Source organism: Agarivorans sp. TSD2052 (assembly GCF_023238625.1).
In the GTDB taxonomy this organism is placed as follows: Bacteria; Pseudomonadota; Gammaproteobacteria; order Enterobacterales; family Celerinatantimonadaceae; genus Agarivorans.
In genome coordinates this window covers 3,270,672-3,285,772 of the sequence record NZ_CP096670.1, presented here as the reverse complement: position 1 = coordinate 3,285,772, position 15,101 = coordinate 3,270,672, and the positions used below count along the sequence as shown (strand labels likewise).

Annotated in this window: 16 protein-coding genes; 10 read left to right on the top strand and 6 right to left on the bottom strand. The window is 44.2% G+C overall.

The genetic code is table 11. The features are described from left to right. The first annotated feature begins 36 nt into the window (after positions 1-36). Both M0C34_RS14920 and M0C34_RS14915 read left to right on the top strand, forming a co-directional pair. The gene (locus M0C34_RS14920) at positions 37-1,524 is read left to right on the top strand and encodes an L-fucose/L-arabinose isomerase family protein (RefSeq protein WP_248712472.1); all 1,488 of its coding nucleotides are present in this window, start codon (positions 37-39) and stop codon (positions 1,522-1,524) included. A gap of 159 nt (positions 1,525-1,683) precedes the next feature. Continuing rightward, entirely contained in the window at positions 1,684-2,844 is a 1,161-nt protein-coding gene (locus M0C34_RS14915; RefSeq protein WP_248712471.1) for a PQQ-dependent sugar dehydrogenase, read from the top strand. A gap of 225 nt (positions 2,845-3,069) precedes the next feature. Here the strand turns inward: M0C34_RS14915 and M0C34_RS14910 are convergent, their stop codons facing one another. Continuing rightward, on the bottom strand, positions 3,070-3,318 hold the full coding sequence (locus M0C34_RS14910) for a DUF3297 family protein (RefSeq protein ID WP_248712470.1): 249 nt from the start codon (positions 3,316-3,318) through the stop codon (positions 3,070-3,072). 236 nt (positions 3,319-3,554) lie between these two features. On the opposite strand from M0C34_RS14910, the gene M0C34_RS14905 reads away from it, so the two are divergent. Further along, entirely contained in the window at positions 3,555-3,863 is a 309-nt protein-coding gene (locus tag M0C34_RS14905; RefSeq protein ID WP_248712469.1) for a hypothetical protein, read from the top strand. Between the two features lie 141 nt (positions 3,864-4,004). On the opposite strand, the gene M0C34_RS14900 is transcribed toward M0C34_RS14905, so the two are convergent. Beyond that, the gene (locus tag M0C34_RS14900) at positions 4,005-4,883 is read right to left on the bottom strand and encodes an NAD(P)-dependent oxidoreductase (RefSeq protein WP_248712468.1); all 879 of its coding nucleotides are present in this window, start codon (positions 4,881-4,883) and stop codon (positions 4,005-4,007) included. Positions 4,884-5,264: 381 nt separating this feature from the next. After that, complete coding sequence (locus M0C34_RS14895) at positions 5,265-5,849, bottom strand: TetR/AcrR family transcriptional regulator (RefSeq protein WP_248712467.1); 585 nt, start codon at positions 5,847-5,849, stop codon at positions 5,265-5,267. A 277-nt stretch (positions 5,850-6,126) separates the two neighbouring features. Between M0C34_RS14895 and M0C34_RS14890 the strand changes: the two genes are divergently transcribed. From M0C34_RS14890 to M0C34_RS14880, 3 genes are read left to right on the top strand one after another with little or no spacing between them, the layout of a single operon-like run. Beyond that, positions 6,127-6,741 (top strand): glutathione S-transferase family protein, encoded by a 615-nt coding sequence (locus tag M0C34_RS14890; protein ID WP_248712466.1) that lies wholly within the window; start codon positions 6,127-6,129, stop codon positions 6,739-6,741. A 17-nt stretch (positions 6,742-6,758) separates the two neighbouring features. Beyond that, complete coding sequence (locus tag M0C34_RS14885; protein WP_248712465.1) at positions 6,759-7,229, top strand: nuclear transport factor 2 family protein; 471 nt, start codon at positions 6,759-6,761, stop codon at positions 7,227-7,229. Positions 7,230-7,259: 30 nt separating this feature from the next. Beyond that, positions 7,260-8,213 carry a pyridoxamine 5'-phosphate oxidase family protein gene (locus M0C34_RS14880; protein WP_248712464.1) on the top strand — a complete coding sequence of 318 codons (954 nt, stop codon included), beginning with the start codon at positions 7,260-7,262 and terminating at the stop codon, positions 8,211-8,213. Here the strand turns inward: M0C34_RS14880 and M0C34_RS14875 are convergent. Together M0C34_RS14875 and M0C34_RS14870 are read right to left on the bottom strand one after the other, a co-directional pair. Continuing rightward, the gene (locus tag M0C34_RS14875) at positions 8,210-9,172 is read right to left on the bottom strand and encodes an integron integrase (RefSeq protein WP_248712463.1); all 963 of its coding nucleotides are present in this window, start codon (positions 9,170-9,172) and stop codon (positions 8,210-8,212) included. The genes M0C34_RS14880 and M0C34_RS14875 overlap by 4 nt on opposite strands. 31 nt (positions 9,173-9,203) lie before the next feature. Beyond that, positions 9,204-10,433, bottom strand: coding sequence for an ISL3 family transposase (locus M0C34_RS14870; RefSeq protein ID WP_248712462.1), 1,230 nt, complete (start codon positions 10,431-10,433; stop codon positions 9,204-9,206). A gap of 324 nt (positions 10,434-10,757) precedes the next feature. Between M0C34_RS14870 and M0C34_RS14865 the strand changes: the two genes are divergently transcribed. The 3 genes from M0C34_RS14865 (at position 10,758) to M0C34_RS14855 (ending at position 13,039) form a co-directional block, all read left to right on the top strand. Beyond that, the gene (locus tag M0C34_RS14865) at positions 10,758-11,729 is read left to right on the top strand and encodes a DGQHR domain-containing protein (protein WP_248712461.1); all 972 of its coding nucleotides are present in this window, start codon (positions 10,758-10,760) and stop codon (positions 11,727-11,729) included. Continuing rightward, complete coding sequence (locus M0C34_RS14860) at positions 11,730-12,695, top strand: hypothetical protein (RefSeq protein ID WP_248712460.1); 966 nt, start codon at positions 11,730-11,732, stop codon at positions 12,693-12,695. Between the two features lie 107 nt (positions 12,696-12,802). Then, positions 12,803-13,039, top strand: coding sequence for a hypothetical protein (locus tag M0C34_RS14855; RefSeq protein ID WP_248712459.1), 237 nt, complete (start codon positions 12,803-12,805; stop codon positions 13,037-13,039). Between the two features lie 417 nt (positions 13,040-13,456). On the opposite strand, the gene M0C34_RS14850 is transcribed toward M0C34_RS14855, so the two are convergent. Further along, positions 13,457-14,128, bottom strand: a complete 672-nt coding sequence (locus M0C34_RS14850; RefSeq protein WP_248712458.1) for a transposase — start codon at positions 14,126-14,128, stop codon at positions 13,457-13,459. Here M0C34_RS14850 and M0C34_RS14845 point away from each other — a divergent pair. Beyond that, positions 14,108-15,100, top strand: a complete 993-nt coding sequence (locus M0C34_RS14845) for a transposase (protein WP_248712457.1) — start codon at positions 14,108-14,110, stop codon at positions 15,098-15,100. The two genes, M0C34_RS14850 and M0C34_RS14845, sit on opposite strands and share 21 nt — an antisense overlap. Position 15,101: the final 1 nt, after the last annotated feature.

The window sequence follows — 15,101 nt, the reverse complement described above, 5'->3', positions numbered from 1 at the left end:
CAAGGTCTAAAGACCTAAGCACCCGTGGAGCGAGTGATGATTAATATCCCACAAGTAAAATTAGGTATTGTTGCGGTTAGCCGTGACTGTTTCCCACTGTCGTTGTCTGAACAGCGCCGTAAAGCGGTGGCTGCAGCTTGTGTTGAAAAAGACATTGAAGTGTATCAACTACAAACCATTATCGAGAATGAAAATGATGTTGTGACAGCCCTGGCCGAAGCGGAGAAATTAGGTATTAACTCGCTGGTTATCTATTTAGGTAACTTTGGCCCGGAAGGCCCATTAAGCATTATGGCGCAGCGCTTTGCTGGCCCAACCATGTTTGCAGCGGCGGCAGAAGAAGCAACCGCAGGTCTTAAAGATGCGCGTGGTGATGCCTATTGTGGTGTGTTAAACGCCTCGTACAGTGCCGGTTTACGTAATCTAGCGGTACATATTCCTGAGTACCCAGTAGGCACAGCAACAGACGTTGCTAACATGATTGGTGATTTTGTGCCGGTTGCACGTACTATTTTGGGTTTAAAAGGGCTTAAGATTTTTTCTTTTGGCCCTCGTCCACAAGATTTTGTCGCTTGTAACGCACCGATTAAAGCGCTGTTTGATCTAGGCGTAGAAATCATGGAAAACAGCGAGCTAGACCTGTTAGATATTTACCAAGCTGCTGAAGGCCATGCTGATATCCCCAAAATTGTTGCTGAAATGGAAACCGAGCTGGGCGATAACAACCCCTACCCAGATTTGTTACCTAAACTGGCACAGTATGAAGCAGCGTTGCTGGATTTTCACACGGCCAATATGGGCGCGTCTACCTTTGGCGTATTTGCTAACAAGTGCTGGCCGTCGTTCGAAAAATTCTTTGGTTTTGTGCCGTGTTACGTTAACGCACGTTTAGCCCAACGCGGGATCCCTGTTGCCTGTGAAGTGGACATTTATGGGGCATTGTCTGAGTACATGATCACTTGTGCCACCAATCACCCTGCCACCTTGTTAGACATTAACAACACTGTGCCGCAAGACATGGTTGAGGCAAACGCGTCAGTGATGGGTAACTATACCGCTAAAGATTTATTCATGGGCTTTCACTGTGGCAACACCGCACCAAGCTGCATGAAGAACTCGCAACTGCGTTTCCAAAAAATCATGCACAGTTTAATGGAGCCAGGTAAAGAGCCTGACATTACTCGCGGTACTTTAGAAGGCCAAATTAAACCCGGTGAAGTAACGCTATTCCGCTTGCAATCGACCGCTGATACCAAGCTACGTGCTTATGTTGCGCAAGGCGATATTCTCGATATCGACCCACAATCATTTGGCGCAATTGCTGCCTTTGGTATCCCTGAAATGCAGCGTTTCTACCGCCATGTATTAGTAGAAAAACGCTACCCGCACCACGCTGGTATTGCCTTTGGTCATGTGGCTAAAACGCTATATCAAACGCTTAACTTGTTGGGTGTCACCGATATTGATTACAACCAACCTGCCCAAGAGCGTTACCCGAACGAAATACCAAGTGTGTTTTTGTAAACACTTAAATCAGTAATGCAGCAGTAAAAAAGCCGACCTTAGTCGGTTTTTTTGTGAGTAGTTAATAAGGCATTGTCTCTATTTCTGTTTTGCGTTAGATCTATAGCTAAGCGATAAGTTCAACGGCTTAGCTAACACAATTGTTATGGGAAGTGTGCAATGCAAAACTCATCTATTTTTAGCCTTTTATGTAAAGTTGCGCTGTGTTGCTTATGGGTTGTAACTGGGTCCACTTCGGCTAATCAACAATCGCAACTATTCACTAGCAAGCACTACACGCTGCAAGTAGATAAGCTCGCTCAATTACCCGGTGCACCATGGGCTGTGGCGTGGCTAAACGCGTCCACTTTACTGGTTACCTTACGTCACGGTGAGTTACTCAGTGTTGACCTCAATAACATTCAATCAGGCCAGCAAGCGTGGCAAACTATTTCAGGTTTACCTGACATTTGGGCGCAAGGTCAGGGCGGCTTGTTAGATGTGGTTAAGGGCCCTGATAACTGGTTTTACTTTACCTACAGCAAACCACAAGACGGCAGTGGGGTCACCACCCTCGCCAAAGCAAACATTCAGCTAAATGAACTTGGCCAAGCGAAAATGAATTCTTGGCAGGATGTATTGGTCACTGACTCTGCTAGCTCTACTAACCGTCATTATGGTAGCCGCATAGCGTTTGATGCCCAGCAACATGTCTATTTCTCTGTTGGCGACCGAGGTGATAGAGATAACGGCCAAAATACTCAGAATCATGCCGCGACGATATTGCGTTTAAATCTAGACGGTAGCGTGCCTAGTAATAATCCATTTGTGGGTAACAGCAAAGTAGCCGACGCCATTTATAGTTATGGCCATCGCAACCCGCAAGGCTTAGCGTTTGACCCCAAGCTCAATCGCTTGTGGGCAATAGAGCATGGACCACGTGGTGGCGACGAGCTTAATTTAATTGAAGCTGGGGCCAATTACGGCTGGCCGCTTACCTCGCACGGTAAGGAGTATTGGGGGCCGATAAAGGTGGGTGACGCTGAAACCATGCCGGGCATAAACTCGCCACACAAAGTGTATGTTCCGTCTATTGCCCCCGGTTCGTTGCTCCGATATTCAGGGACTGCTTTTCCGGCTTGGCAGGGAGATTTATTCAGTGGCGCCTTAAAGCTGCAGCACCTTAACCGCATCATCATGAACCCGCAAGGCATGCCAGTGGGAGAAGAACGTTTGTTAGAAGGCTTGGGCGAGCGTATTAGAGCATTAACGGTTGACCCACTGGGAAATATTATCTTCACTGGCGACAGTGGCAATTTATACAAAATGCGCCCCAAGTAATGGTTGCCCCTAGAGCATCAAAGCGCAGTAGTTAGGGAGCGCTGCGTAAGAGTCTTTTAGTAAAAAAGAACATCACCAACCCGGTGTTAGCCTGTAATAGCGCGAAGATGGGGAAAAGAAGACATCTAGCGCGAAGCAAAAATAACCAAGGCTTTTTTGCTTCGCTTGCTGATACTTTACTATGCTCAGTTAGGCTCTAAGAGGAAGCCAGAAGCACTACAGTACTTAGCAGTAATAGGCTTCAACCGTGCCTTTTAAGGTTATCAAAAGCGGTTGACCGCGACGGTCTAAGGCTTTAGGTGAAGGGATCTTAACCCAACCTTCACTGATACAATATTCTTCTACATCGGTGCGCTCTTTACCGTTCAAGCGAATACCAATGTCGTGTTCGAAAATTTCTGCCACATGATGTGGGCTGCGGGGATTACCTGAGAGGCGATCCGGTAAAGCGGGTTGCGAGTTCGTGTCGGTCATGTTGCTGGCCTGAATTTATAAAAAGTGCGCCATTGTAGATAATATATGGCTAGCGCTCAACAACTGCAGCAGAGTTTAGTGGCCATTACTTAATGGTAAAGAGGGTTGTCTAACAGTACCTAGATTATTGCGTCGGCCTTATAAAAATGAGCCTACACATTAACGCTAGCTGGTTTATTATGAAGGTACCTTAGACAGTGTAGTGTTTTGAACATGCTAATAAATAGAAGGTGTTAATGGAGCAATGGTTAAAGCAAAAAGTGGCGTCGTTTGAATTGAAGGTTTTTAGCGCTGCCGAGCAGAAAAAACCAATACACACCTATCGGGGAACAGGGCGTCAATGGCACCAGTATTTATCATTATCTGTGGCGACCAGTTTTGAGTCTGCCAATGCTGATTTGAGTGGTATATGGAAAGAGCTGATCACAAACAAAAGTGCAGAGTTTAAAGCTAAGGTCGAGTTTCTAGAATGCATCATAAAATGGGACGACACAATGCTAATGAAGTGGCCGTACTTGGTACACATAAAGGTGAAATACCGCTAAGTAAGGGTTTCTACCTAAACATAAAAGCGTTTTCCGACGAGCACGTTACTTATAAAGATTAAGTGAGTGCTGTTGAAACGCCACCCTACTGCAGTGAGGCTGGTTGATCAGCCTAAACACCACAGTAAGGCAGTACTCGAGTTACTTCTCTAATTTAAGGAAGTAGTCGAAGATTTCAGGCACATTACCGTTACCTAAGCCAGCATCAAGTGCAGCGCTAAGGTTAGATGAAGAGCCTTCAGCAATCTTAGATTGAGTACCTAGGTCTTCAACCATTTGTAAGAAGTAGCCTAAATCTTTATTGGCATTAGCAATTGAGAAACCTAGGTCACTTACGCCGTCTACTGCGTAGTTTTTACAAAACTGCATGAACGGTGAGTTAGACGGGCCAGTAGACATAATGTTGAACAGTTGTTGACGATCTACGCCTGCAAGTTCAGCTACGGCAAAGGCTTGTGACATAGCACAAACGGTAGTCATACCCATGAAGTTGTTAATCAACTTAGTGGTGTGACCGGCACCCAGAGCGCCCAAATAGAATACATTCTCGCCTTGCTGATCAAGAACTGGCTTCACCTTGTCGAAGGTAGCTTGGTCGCCAGAAGCCATGATGTTTAGTAAGCCATCTTTAGCGTGTGCAGGAGTACGGCCTAGTGGCGCGTCGATCATGCCTGCGCCTTTCGCTGCAAGGTCTGCACCGATTTTGCGAGTAGATGCTGGGATAGAGGTGCCAAAATCAACCAATACCGCGCCTTCTTTAATACCCGCTAAAATACCGTTGTCGCCATATACTAGCTTTTCAACAACAGCTGAAGTGGTAAGACAAAGCATAATAATGTCACTGGCTGCTGCCAATTCAGCAGGTGAAGAAGCTTCGGTTGCGCCACGAGCAACAACAGCCGCAACGGCTTCTTTGTCGAGATCCATTACAATCGGCTCGTAGCCTTTCTTTTGTAAGTTTTCAACCATGTTGCCGCCCATAAGGCCAAGGCCGATGAAACCGATGACTGGTTTTGACATACCTAACTCCTAAAATACTATTGTATGATTATATTGCCGAGCATAATATAAGACTGCTTATATTTATGCAATCGATGATTGAGAGAGAGAAGCGTGAAAGTTCAGAAATGATAACTAGGTCAGCTTTAGCTAAAGGGCTAAGTGATGTTGAGTTAACCCTTTTACGCTTGAGAGCACTTAGTTAACGCTGGCTTTTTGTCTGTATTTTAAAGTGCTTAGGACTCATTATTTAGAGACTAATACTATTACAAATAGACAAATAGACAAATAGACAAATAGACAAATAGACAAATAGACAGCTGGTTAAGGTGCGAACGGTGTCATAAGCCCTCTATAGCCTGGTTGGCATCGTCGCCTTTGCACTTTGGCTTAAAGCGGCCGTTAGGCTGCCTTTGCAAAGGGCGCGAGTAACACTTGTGCCACAGCTTTAGCATGCATCGCCGAGTCGTAATCGTTTGTGGTATGCGCACCTACAATCGCGCCGTCGGCCAAAATGGCCAGTTGCTTGGCGGTGGCGTGGCTATCGCTTAACTTTAGCTTAACCAACTGTTGCTCTATGAGTTTTATCACCAAGTTTTTGTGCTCCGTGCAGGCTAAGTGAACCGGGTCGTCGTGGCGCGGGTATTCTGCCGAAGCATTAATAAACATGCAGCCAAAAAACGCATCTGAATTTATCCAATCTGCCAAGGCATCAAAAAACGCCATGATGCGAGTAAGTGCTGGTGGGCAGTCTTGTGCGGGTGCTAAGCGTTCAATGTTATTGGCGAGTAATGCTAAAAGCTGCTGATCACGGCGATTAAGGCAGGCAACAATCAGCGCTTCTTTCGAGGCAAAGTGATTGTACAAGGTTTTTTTTGCCACGCCCGATGTCGCCAAAATAGTGTCGATGCCAGTGGCTCGAAAACCGTGTTGGTAAAACAACTGTTGTGCGGTGTCGATAAGGTGATCGCGTTTACTGCTAGCCATAACTTTTCCTATTAGTTCTCACAAAGTATACCGCTCTGTCTCCTTTGCTCGCAAACATTGTTTCCTCCTTTTTAATTGAAAAGTTATTTTCTTTTTAATAAACAAGTGGTTATTTTCAATCTAAACCTTCATTAAGCCATTATCGATAATTAAATGTTGACGTAGACAGACTTGTCTCCTAAATTGATTATTAGGTAGACAGACCTGTATACTTATTCCAAGGGATTCAATAACAGGGCTGTTAAACGGATTACTTAATCATTAGCAAGGACATCTCATGTTAACACTTTACGATTTCGAACTATCGGGTCACGCCCACCGTGCCCGCTTAATGCTAGGTTTATTACAGCTCCCTTATGACAAGGTTATAGTGAATTTAGCCCAAGGCGAGCATAAGCAGCCAGCGTTTCGCGCGATAAACCCTTTCACCCAAGTCCCCGTATTAGAAGACGATGGCTTAGTGATTCGCGACTCCATCGCTATTATTACGCACTTGGCCAATAACTATGACCCCAGCTGGAACCCGCAATCTCGAGATCTACAGGCGCAAATTCAACAGTGGTTAGCCTTAGCTGCCCGTAATTTGGCTGAAGGCCCAGCGCGTGCTCGCTTAATTACCGTGTTTGGCGCTAAGTTTGACCAAGCCGCGACGATTGACGCTAGCCACAGCATGTTGGCGGTCATCGATGTATTGCTTGAAGGAAAACAGTGGATGGTCGGCGAGCGTGCCACCATTGCCGACGTGGCTTGTTACTCCTACATTGCCCACGCACCCGAGGGCAAAGTTGAATTGGATAGTTACAATAATATTCTTCGTTGGTTGAACAACGTAGAGCAGCTAGACGGTTTTGTGGCTATGCAGGCTACACCACTAAAAGTTGAAGCGCTTTAATCCCTTAAGGAATACTCATGACAGAAGCTCGATTACCACTGCCGCCATTTAACGCAGAGACGGCCGCGCAAAAAGTACGCATGGCTGAAGATGGTTGGAACTCTCGTAACCCCGAAAAAGTCGCGTTGGCCTATACCCTAGATAGCCAATGGCGTAACCGTGACCAGTTTGTAAATGGTCGTGACAAGATCCAGGCTTTTCTGCAAGCAAAGTGGAATAAAGAACAACAATATCGCTTGATCAAGGAACTGTGGGCTTACACCGATAATCGCATTGCAGTGCGCTTTGCTTATGAGTGGCAAAACCAAGCTGGCCAGTGGTTTCGTTCTTATGGTAATGAAAACTGGCAATTTGATGATAAGGGGTTGATGCAAAGCCGTCATGCCAGCATTAACGATTTGGCGATTAGTGAAGAAGAACGCTTATTTCATTGGCCGCAAGGGCGTAGGCCTGACGATCACCCAAGCTTAAGTGATTTGGGTTTATAGCAAAAGCTCACGGCAACAAGGGAGGTGTTTATGGCTGTTTTTCATCAAGGTGAACTAAGCGTGCAGCAACGGGTAGGTGTAGCGGATATTGCCAAAGCCATCGGCGATAAAGCGATTCGCGCCTACATGCCCGAGCAGCACCGCACGTTTTTTAGCCAGCAGCCCTTGTTGTATGCCGGCGTGCTAGACAACCAAGGCCACCCCTGGGCCACCCCTATTTTGGGCGAGCAAGGTTTTGTAAGCTCGCCCAATTCCACCACCTTATCTATAGAAGCCAGAGCACTTATCGAATACGCGCAAGTCGCTCAGTTGTCGGTGGGTGATAGCATAGGCTTGTTGGGCTTGGAACTGACTACTCGGCGGCGTAATCGAGTAAATGGTTTAGTGGCTTATACAAGTGAACAAGCACTGCGTTTTGAGGTACAGCAAAGCTTTGGCAATTGTCCCAAGTACATTCAAAAGCGCGAGTTAAAGCCAAGTGTTTTTAACCAAGCTTTTGTGCCAAAGGCTGCAGACTTTCGCGAGCTGGCAGTAAGTGATGTAGTGCTTGAGCAGGTGTTAAGGCATTGCGACACCTTTTTTATCGCCTCTAGAGCTGCTGCGTTAAATCGTGGAGATAGCGATGGCGTGGATATCTCTCACCGTGGCGGTAAACCGGGCTTTATCCATGTGCATAAGGGAAGTAACGGTAAAATGCCAAGCCTAGTGTTCCCCGATTTTTCGGGTAACAATTTATTCAACACCCTCGGCAATATAGTGGCCGACCCAAGAGTGGGTTTGTACATACCAGACTTTGAAACCGGCTGTAGTTTTTGGATTAAAGGTAAGGCCTCAATCATTTGGGATGTGTCGCAGCTAAAACCTTACCCGGGAGCACAACGTTTTGTGCAAGTTAGCATTGAGCAAGGCCTAAGCTTAACCACGCCTACCTTAGTACAACATTCAGATATAGAGTTTTCACCAGCTTTGCATAATTTGTCTTAAACCATGTCTAGTGGGCTAGCCACGCCATCGGCCCCCATATTAAGTACATGGGTATAAATCTGAGTGGTTCTAATATCACTGTGACCTAGCTGGGCTTGAATGGTGCGAATATCTGTACCTCGTTGCAATAAATGCGTAGCAAAAGAGTGGCGCAGGGTATGGCAAGTGATGGGTTTACGAATGTGAGTTTTTATTCTGGCAGCCTTAAGCGCTTTTTGAATACCGCTTGGGTCTAGATGATGGCGGCGAATGCAGCCATCGTTGGGATCTCTACTTAAAGAGTGCGAAGGAAACAAATAATGCCAAGCAAAGTCGTGTGGGGCCGCCGGGTACTTCTTAGCAAGAGCATAAGGTAAATATACGCCGGCATATTCGTTTTTTAGCTTGTCACTCTGATAGTACTGATAGGCAACAGTAATTTGCTTTTGTATTGCCGCAACCAGTGACTTTGCCAGTGTCACACGCCTATGCTTACCTCCTTTGGCGTCCCATACTTCAATACCGAAATAGTCAAAATCAATATCTTTAATACGTAAACGTAACATTTCGGTTTTTCGCAGGCCGCTACCATACATGAGTTGAGCCATTAATACGTGTGGTGGGGAAAGCGCATCTATTAATGCGGTAACCTCGTGGCGAGTGAGTACAACAGGCAGTTTGGCTTGACGCTTGCTATGGCGAAAGTCTAATTGAAGTGATAAAGGCTTATTAACAAGCTCTTTATAAAGAAAGACCAAAGCGTTTAGTGCCACTGCTTGGCTTTGCGGAGCCAAGTTCCTTTGATTGGCTAAGTGGCTGAGGAATTGCTCAACTTCATGATTATGTAAGTCGCTAGGGTGTTTTTTGTGATGAAATAAAATAAAGCGTTTTATCCACTGTCGGTAGCTACGAATAGTGGATTCCCTAAAGCGCTTAGTTCGCATTTTTTCTTCTATATAGCTGAGATAGGGCGAGCTCATAGCAATCCTTGTTACTGTTTTTTATGGCTCTTCACCGTTCTTGGTGGAAAGTCATATCAAGCCCTCCAAAGTGAAATAGAATGGCTCGCTTAAAGCGCTCTTTGTTTCTAAAGCCCATTGCGCGTATTTTTAGGCGCTGAATGTTTCCATTTATCGCTTCCGCCAAGCCATTTGATACCTTATAACGCATCGCATTGATGATGCCGTTTAAGTGCGTTTTCACGGTTTCTGCTGCTGTCATCATGGGCCTGATTTGACTGACCTCTATGAGTGCTAACCAATCATTCCAAGCTGCCTTGGCGTTAGCTGCATGGCCATACCAAATGGCTCTTGCTTGCTCTTTAAATATCCAGCTCAACCCTGTGTTTTGCATCATTTTGGCCAGCGCATTCACTCTTTCTCTCAATGTCCCATGCAGGTGGCTGTTTCGTTTTAACCATCCATATCGTGTTTGGTGGCATTCTCTTTTTAAGTGGTGGGGCAACTCCATGAGTTCGCTTTTTCTCACTTCATTAACCGCTTTAGTAAGGACCTTTGCGATATGAAAATGGTCTATGGCTATCATCTGCTTAGCCCGCTCACCAAAATAGTCATAGGCTGCGCTTATATACGCTCTACTCATGTCCATTGATATAGAGCGCGTATCCACTTTTGATTCAGGGGGCAATGCCTTAAAGCAAGCTGATAAACTCTGGCCTGTTCGTCCATCCTCAACCGATATCACCTGGCCATCACGATTAGATAATACCGTCACATAGTCATGGCCTTTCTTAAATGCCGTTTCATCCACCAGTAGGTCTTGGTAGTTGATGGAGGTCCTGGCGGCCTGGCCGCGTTGAACGGCTCGTGCCATAATGCGGTCAATGGCTCCCCAACTAAGCCGATAGGTTTTACTCACTTCGTATAAGGAACTGACTTTAAGCATGTCTATAACGCGAGCCTCAAACAGCTCTGTGTAGCGGCTCTTACTCGTGGCCCAAGGCACTTGAAGTGTTTGCACTCCATGCTCTGGGCAATCAGCTCGAGGTACTTCAGCTTCAATGCGTGTTTCAAACTGACAGGTATCTAAATGTCGCCAAACCCGCCGCCGAGTATCGTGGCGACGAACAGCCTTACCGCAAGAGGGGCAAGCCGTTAATGAAGCTCGGTCATAGTCAACGCGTACGGTGATAGTTTGGGTAGACTCATTGAGTTCAACCGATGAAACAGTCCAAGGATGAGTTAATCCAAGAATAGATTGATAAAGCGTGGTGTCTTGCATAGTAGCGAGGTATTAATGAACGTTTACTTATTATCTCGCTCATTAATGTTTGTTGAAAGTGTTTCCACTACATTCGGTGAAGAGCCTTTTTTATACAGTGTTGTTGCAATTCCTACTTTCTGCAAGTGATTGCATACTTTCATGCTGATGTTTTTGTTATTTTTCGAGCTAGGTGGCTGATACAGCTTAGGAAAGGTGATAACCTTGTTTTTATCAAATGTATGATAAGAGGAAAAATTCCTTGTTTAAACAAGGAATTTTTCCTATTAATAAGCTGTTAGCATTCTAAATTAGCAAGTTGCAATTATAACCAAAGGAAAAACGATGACAGATAGAGAAAGCTTTGGCAGTGTGAGCCTTGTACGGCAAGGAGAGCATAGGTTTTATTCTTTTACCATGCCAAGTGATGTACTTGCAGAGACATGTTTTGTCGTGAATCGTGATGAAAATCCTATCGAGGGGTTTCAACGTGAGTTAGATAAAAAAAGAGCCTCAGAAATAGCGAGTTATATTGATTCTGGCTTAGGTACAATTCCTAGTTCAATTGTACTTTCAGCCCAAGAAGACAGTGGTTTTATATACGATTCCAAAAAGAAATCGGTTAGTTTTGATAAAATTAGTAAAGCATTTTTAATTATTGATGGTCAGCATCGAGTTTATGGTTTTAAGCTTGCGGAAACCGCGCTTAGAATCCCAGTTGTCGTTTACGAAAATCTTTCCAAACGTGATGAGTCTAGATTGTTTATTGATATTAACTCTAAGCAAAAAGGGGTTCCTACAGAGCTACTGCTAGACATAAAAAAAATGGCAGAGTATGAGAGCGATACAGAACAATACCTTAGGGAGCTGTTTGACATATTTTTAAATGAAAATGACAGTGCGCTATACAATAGGCTGTCAGCATCGAAAAGAGTGAAGGGAAAAATAACCCGGTCTGTTTTTAATACAGCTGTTAAGCCATTGGTGAAAGTATTTGGTAACAAAAGCCCTGATGAAATATATGAAATATTTAATTCCTATTTAGTGGCTTTTAATGAAGGTGTTTTAGTCCCCCATCATTTAGAAGAGCAAGCGTTTAATACAACAGTATTTAAAGCGATCTCAGGTTTCTTTCCGATAATTACAGCAAGAGTAAAAGATAGATTTGGAGCAATCTATTCTGTTGATAATTACTATGAATTTACTCAAATTACTGGTCAACGGATAAAGCCTGCCAAGATTGAAAATCCTACGAATGCATATAAACCTATTGTCGATCACCTAGAAGAGTCATTAAAGCAGGAGTTTACTCTATAGATGACGCCTGAAATTAAAATACTTCACCAACTTTCTATGAATGAAATATTTGAAGTAAACTCTTCAACCGAGTCGGATTTAAAGGCTTGGGTTGCGAATGGCCACTATCTTCTTTCGAATACATTAGTACCTTCTGCAAGAAATAGAGCTGTTGAATTTGAACTTCGATTTCAGCAAAAAGAAATTCTCCACATATCATTAGCAAATGACAGCAATAGGTTTGCTCAAGCGGCTATAGAATCAATGTGGAGCATAGGAAAAGTTAGCCAATTACCTAAAAGTACAAGTTGGGCTTCAGTTCAAATGTATTATGCGGCTTTTTTTTCAGTACACGCTATATTGCGTATTTTTGGTCAAGCTTGTAGCCAGTTGGAAAATGACCATGTTGACAAAGTATTGGAAATAGCGAAGACAACTCAGCTTGATGGTGGCGTTACAAGTATAGAAAATGGCTTTTATTTTTCTTCAATTTCTAATAACGAAATGAAATTTAAGAAATTAAAAGATTCCCATGCTGATACATGGTCATCATTTTCAGGGTTGCTAATATGGTTGATTGATAATGTTTCTAATACGACAGGTTTAGGGGCGCATAAATCAGAAGCGATAACATTAATATCAAATATCAAAGCGGCAATACATAAATCTGGTGCAGCTAAAGGTAATTGGCCTTCTCAAGTTAGAAATAAGGTTAATTATCAACACACTCATGGCGTATGGTACCCCTACAAAGGTGCAATACATGATCAAGAAGCAGTTCTGAGAAACTCAGAATGGATGAAAAATCCTAGCAGCTTTGATTTGAGTATTAATGGTAATGATATTTCACTTTTATATAGTTTAAGTAACTCTATATTATCGTTGATGTATCACTTAATGAAATATGGCTATGACCGCTCAGGGAAGGTTTCACTGCCCTTAAAAAATGGTACATTTCGATTAATTAACCAGCTTCAAGCCGCCTAATGCTAACAAGGCGCTGCTGTCGGACAAATTTTACGCTGAGCTCCAAATTTGCCGCAGAGCGCGGCGTTAGTTGCCAATCATTACTGAAACTGAGGATGTAAATAGTTTTGAATAAATTCACTGGAATTGTACTTTTTTTGGTAGCAATGTTGTTAACAGTTTTACTTTTAGCGATATTCATTTTTATGGGTACAATTTTTTCTGAATATGATTTCTCTACAGGGGTTTTATTTGGGCATGTGCTTTATTGGGTAATACCTTTAATCCCGCTTGCTGCAATGACTTTTGGAAATTATTTAATATATAAACAGTCATTATTAAAGTTCAACGGTAATGTTAAATAAACGGCAACTAACAATCGCATGCACAGCGACAATTAAACGTCGGCCGGTTTTTTGCGAAAAGCAAAGACTGCAAAAAAGCAGTCCAACATTCAATTGCCCGTGATGCGGGCGTTGATATGATCCCCACTGTCAACACGCACGAGTCTATTCCTACCGATTAATACCGGCATAGAAAACCTGAATGAGAGACCTTTGGCAAGTAAGTGTCGGCGGTTGACCTTGCTGATATAAAAGAGAGGGCGAGTTGGTTATCGCAACTCTTCGTTATGTATTGTTTGCGCCTGTAGTTTATTTAGCAGCCTTGCCTCAGTCTATGTGCGCGAGTTTACATCGCTTAACGCCCTCGAGGGTTGCTCTCACCGCTGCCGCCGGTCTTACTCATTCAAGTTGTTTTAACCTGTTAGCTTGTTTCTATTTCTACCCTATATGTTGGCTTTGTGGGTCAAAGCGTTGGGCAATGTCCCAGATGTAACCCAATAGCTCTCTGGCTACTGCGGTCACCACTTTGTTGTGTTCTTTGCCACGATGTTTGAGTTGGGCAAAGCGTCGGCATAATCGAAGCTGAGCCTCCCATGAACGCTGCTGTAAATTCAGTGATTGGTCTTGTTGTCTAATCTGTAACTCGCGGGAGACTTTGGGGGCAAAGCGATAGGCCCAGGCGGCTTCTATTAGTATTCGCCGAGCATGAGTATTACCACACTTGGTAATTCCACCTTGCTTTTGTCGGTTCCCACTGGAGTACTCTGATGGGGTTAAACCGACAAAGTTCATCAGTGAACGCGGGTTAGCAAAGCGGCGCATATCTCCCAGTTCGGCGACTAAAGTAATGGCCGATAAAAACCGTATGCCTCTGAGTACCGTTAAATATTGCACCAGTGGATACCAACACCAGTCTTGGGCAATCATTTGTAGCTCGTGCTCAAGATGTTGCAGCCGCTCATAGCGCTCGGTAACAATGTTGATGTAGTGCTGAAAGGTGAGTTTTTTAGCAAGAAATAATGGACACCCATGAATTTGACGATTTAATTTCTCTCTTCTAGGCTTAATTTCACTAGAAGGGGAATAGCTATGACTCGCGCTCGTGACCAACAAATTTGTTTAGACAGCACGCCTTATTATCACTGCATTTGTCGCTGTGTTCGACGCGCCTATTTGTGTGGGGAAGACCGGGAAACAGGGGCAAGCTTTGAGCATCGAAAACAATGGATAGTGGATAAGTTTACTCAACTAGCCCAAGTGTTCTCGGTTGAGGTTTGTGCCTATGCAGTAATGAGCAATCACTACCACTTGGTATTACGAGTAAACCAAAAGCAGGCAGAGCAGTGGAGTTATCGCGAGATAAATACCCGATGGAAGCAATTGTTTGCAGGCCACAATGTGGTAGAGCAATACCTTAGTGACCCACAAGCCAAAGATGAAAACTACCCTAAGTCTATAGAAAAACTGGAAGACTGGCGTAAACGCTTATTTGATATCTCTTGGTTTATGCGCTGCCTAAACGAGCACATAGCTCGCCAAGCGAATAAAGAAGAACAATGCAAGGGCCGATTTTGGGAAGGCCGTTTTAAATCTCAAGCCTTATTAGATGAAGCCGCCGTACTGGCTTGTATGGCCTATGTAGATTTAAACCCAGTCAGAGCCCAAATGGCTGATACCCCAGAAGAGTCTGACTTTACCAGTGTGCAACTGCGCATGCAGGCGCTAAAAACCGCTAAATCAGAAGAAAACCTACAACCCTCAACGGTGTTACCTTTTTCCGGTTATAAAGCCCATGGTGACCCCAGCCCCGGTTTACCCTTTAACCTTTATGAATATCTAGAGTTAGTAGACTGGACAGGCCGTTGTGTACGCGCCGATAAACGCGGGGCAATACCCGCCAATATATTACCAATAATGACACGGCTTAACATTAATCAGAAAGACTGGCTAAGTGTGGTGAAAGACTTTAACCGCCACTTTATTAGCGCGGCTGGCTCAAATAAACATCTGCAACAACATGCTAGCCAAACAGGCCGGCGCTGGTACGCCACTCATAGTAAATTACAACTCTGCGACAGCTAGC

Bases quoted from the DNA above. Each gene is read 5' to 3' on its own strand.
- M0C34_RS14920 (WP_248712472.1), top strand. From the start codon at position 37: ATGATTAATATCCCACAAGTAAAATTAGGTATTGTTGCGGTTAGCCGT.
- M0C34_RS14915 (WP_248712471.1), top strand. From the start codon at position 1,684: ATGCAAAACTCATCTATTTTTAGCCTTTTATGTAAAGTTGCGCTGTGT.
- M0C34_RS14910 (WP_248712470.1), bottom strand. From the start codon at position 3,318: ATGACCGACACGAACTCGCAACCCGCTTTACCGGATCGCCTCTCAGGT.
- M0C34_RS14905 (WP_248712469.1), top strand. From the start codon at position 3,555: ATGGAGCAATGGTTAAAGCAAAAAGTGGCGTCGTTTGAATTGAAGGTT.
- M0C34_RS14900 (WP_248712468.1), bottom strand. From the start codon at position 4,883: ATGTCAAAACCAGTCATCGGTTTCATCGGCCTTGGCCTTATGGGCGGC.
- M0C34_RS14895 (WP_248712467.1), bottom strand. From the start codon at position 5,849: ATGGCTAGCAGTAAACGCGATCACCTTATCGACACCGCACAACAGTTG.
- M0C34_RS14890 (WP_248712466.1), top strand. From the start codon at position 6,127: ATGTTAACACTTTACGATTTCGAACTATCGGGTCACGCCCACCGTGCC.
- M0C34_RS14885 (WP_248712465.1), top strand. From the start codon at position 6,759: ATGACAGAAGCTCGATTACCACTGCCGCCATTTAACGCAGAGACGGCC.
- M0C34_RS14880 (WP_248712464.1), top strand. From the start codon at position 7,260: ATGGCTGTTTTTCATCAAGGTGAACTAAGCGTGCAGCAACGGGTAGGT.
- M0C34_RS14875 (WP_248712463.1), bottom strand. From the start codon at position 9,172: ATGAGCTCGCCCTATCTCAGCTATATAGAAGAAAAAATGCGAACTAAG.
- M0C34_RS14870 (WP_248712462.1), bottom strand. From the start codon at position 10,433: ATGCAAGACACCACGCTTTATCAATCTATTCTTGGATTAACTCATCCT.
- M0C34_RS14865 (WP_248712461.1), top strand. From the start codon at position 10,758: ATGACAGATAGAGAAAGCTTTGGCAGTGTGAGCCTTGTACGGCAAGGA.
- M0C34_RS14860 (WP_248712460.1), top strand. From the start codon at position 11,730: ATGACGCCTGAAATTAAAATACTTCACCAACTTTCTATGAATGAAATA.
- M0C34_RS14845 (WP_248712457.1), top strand. From the start codon at position 14,108: ATGACTCGCGCTCGTGACCAACAAATTTGTTTAGACAGCACGCCTTAT.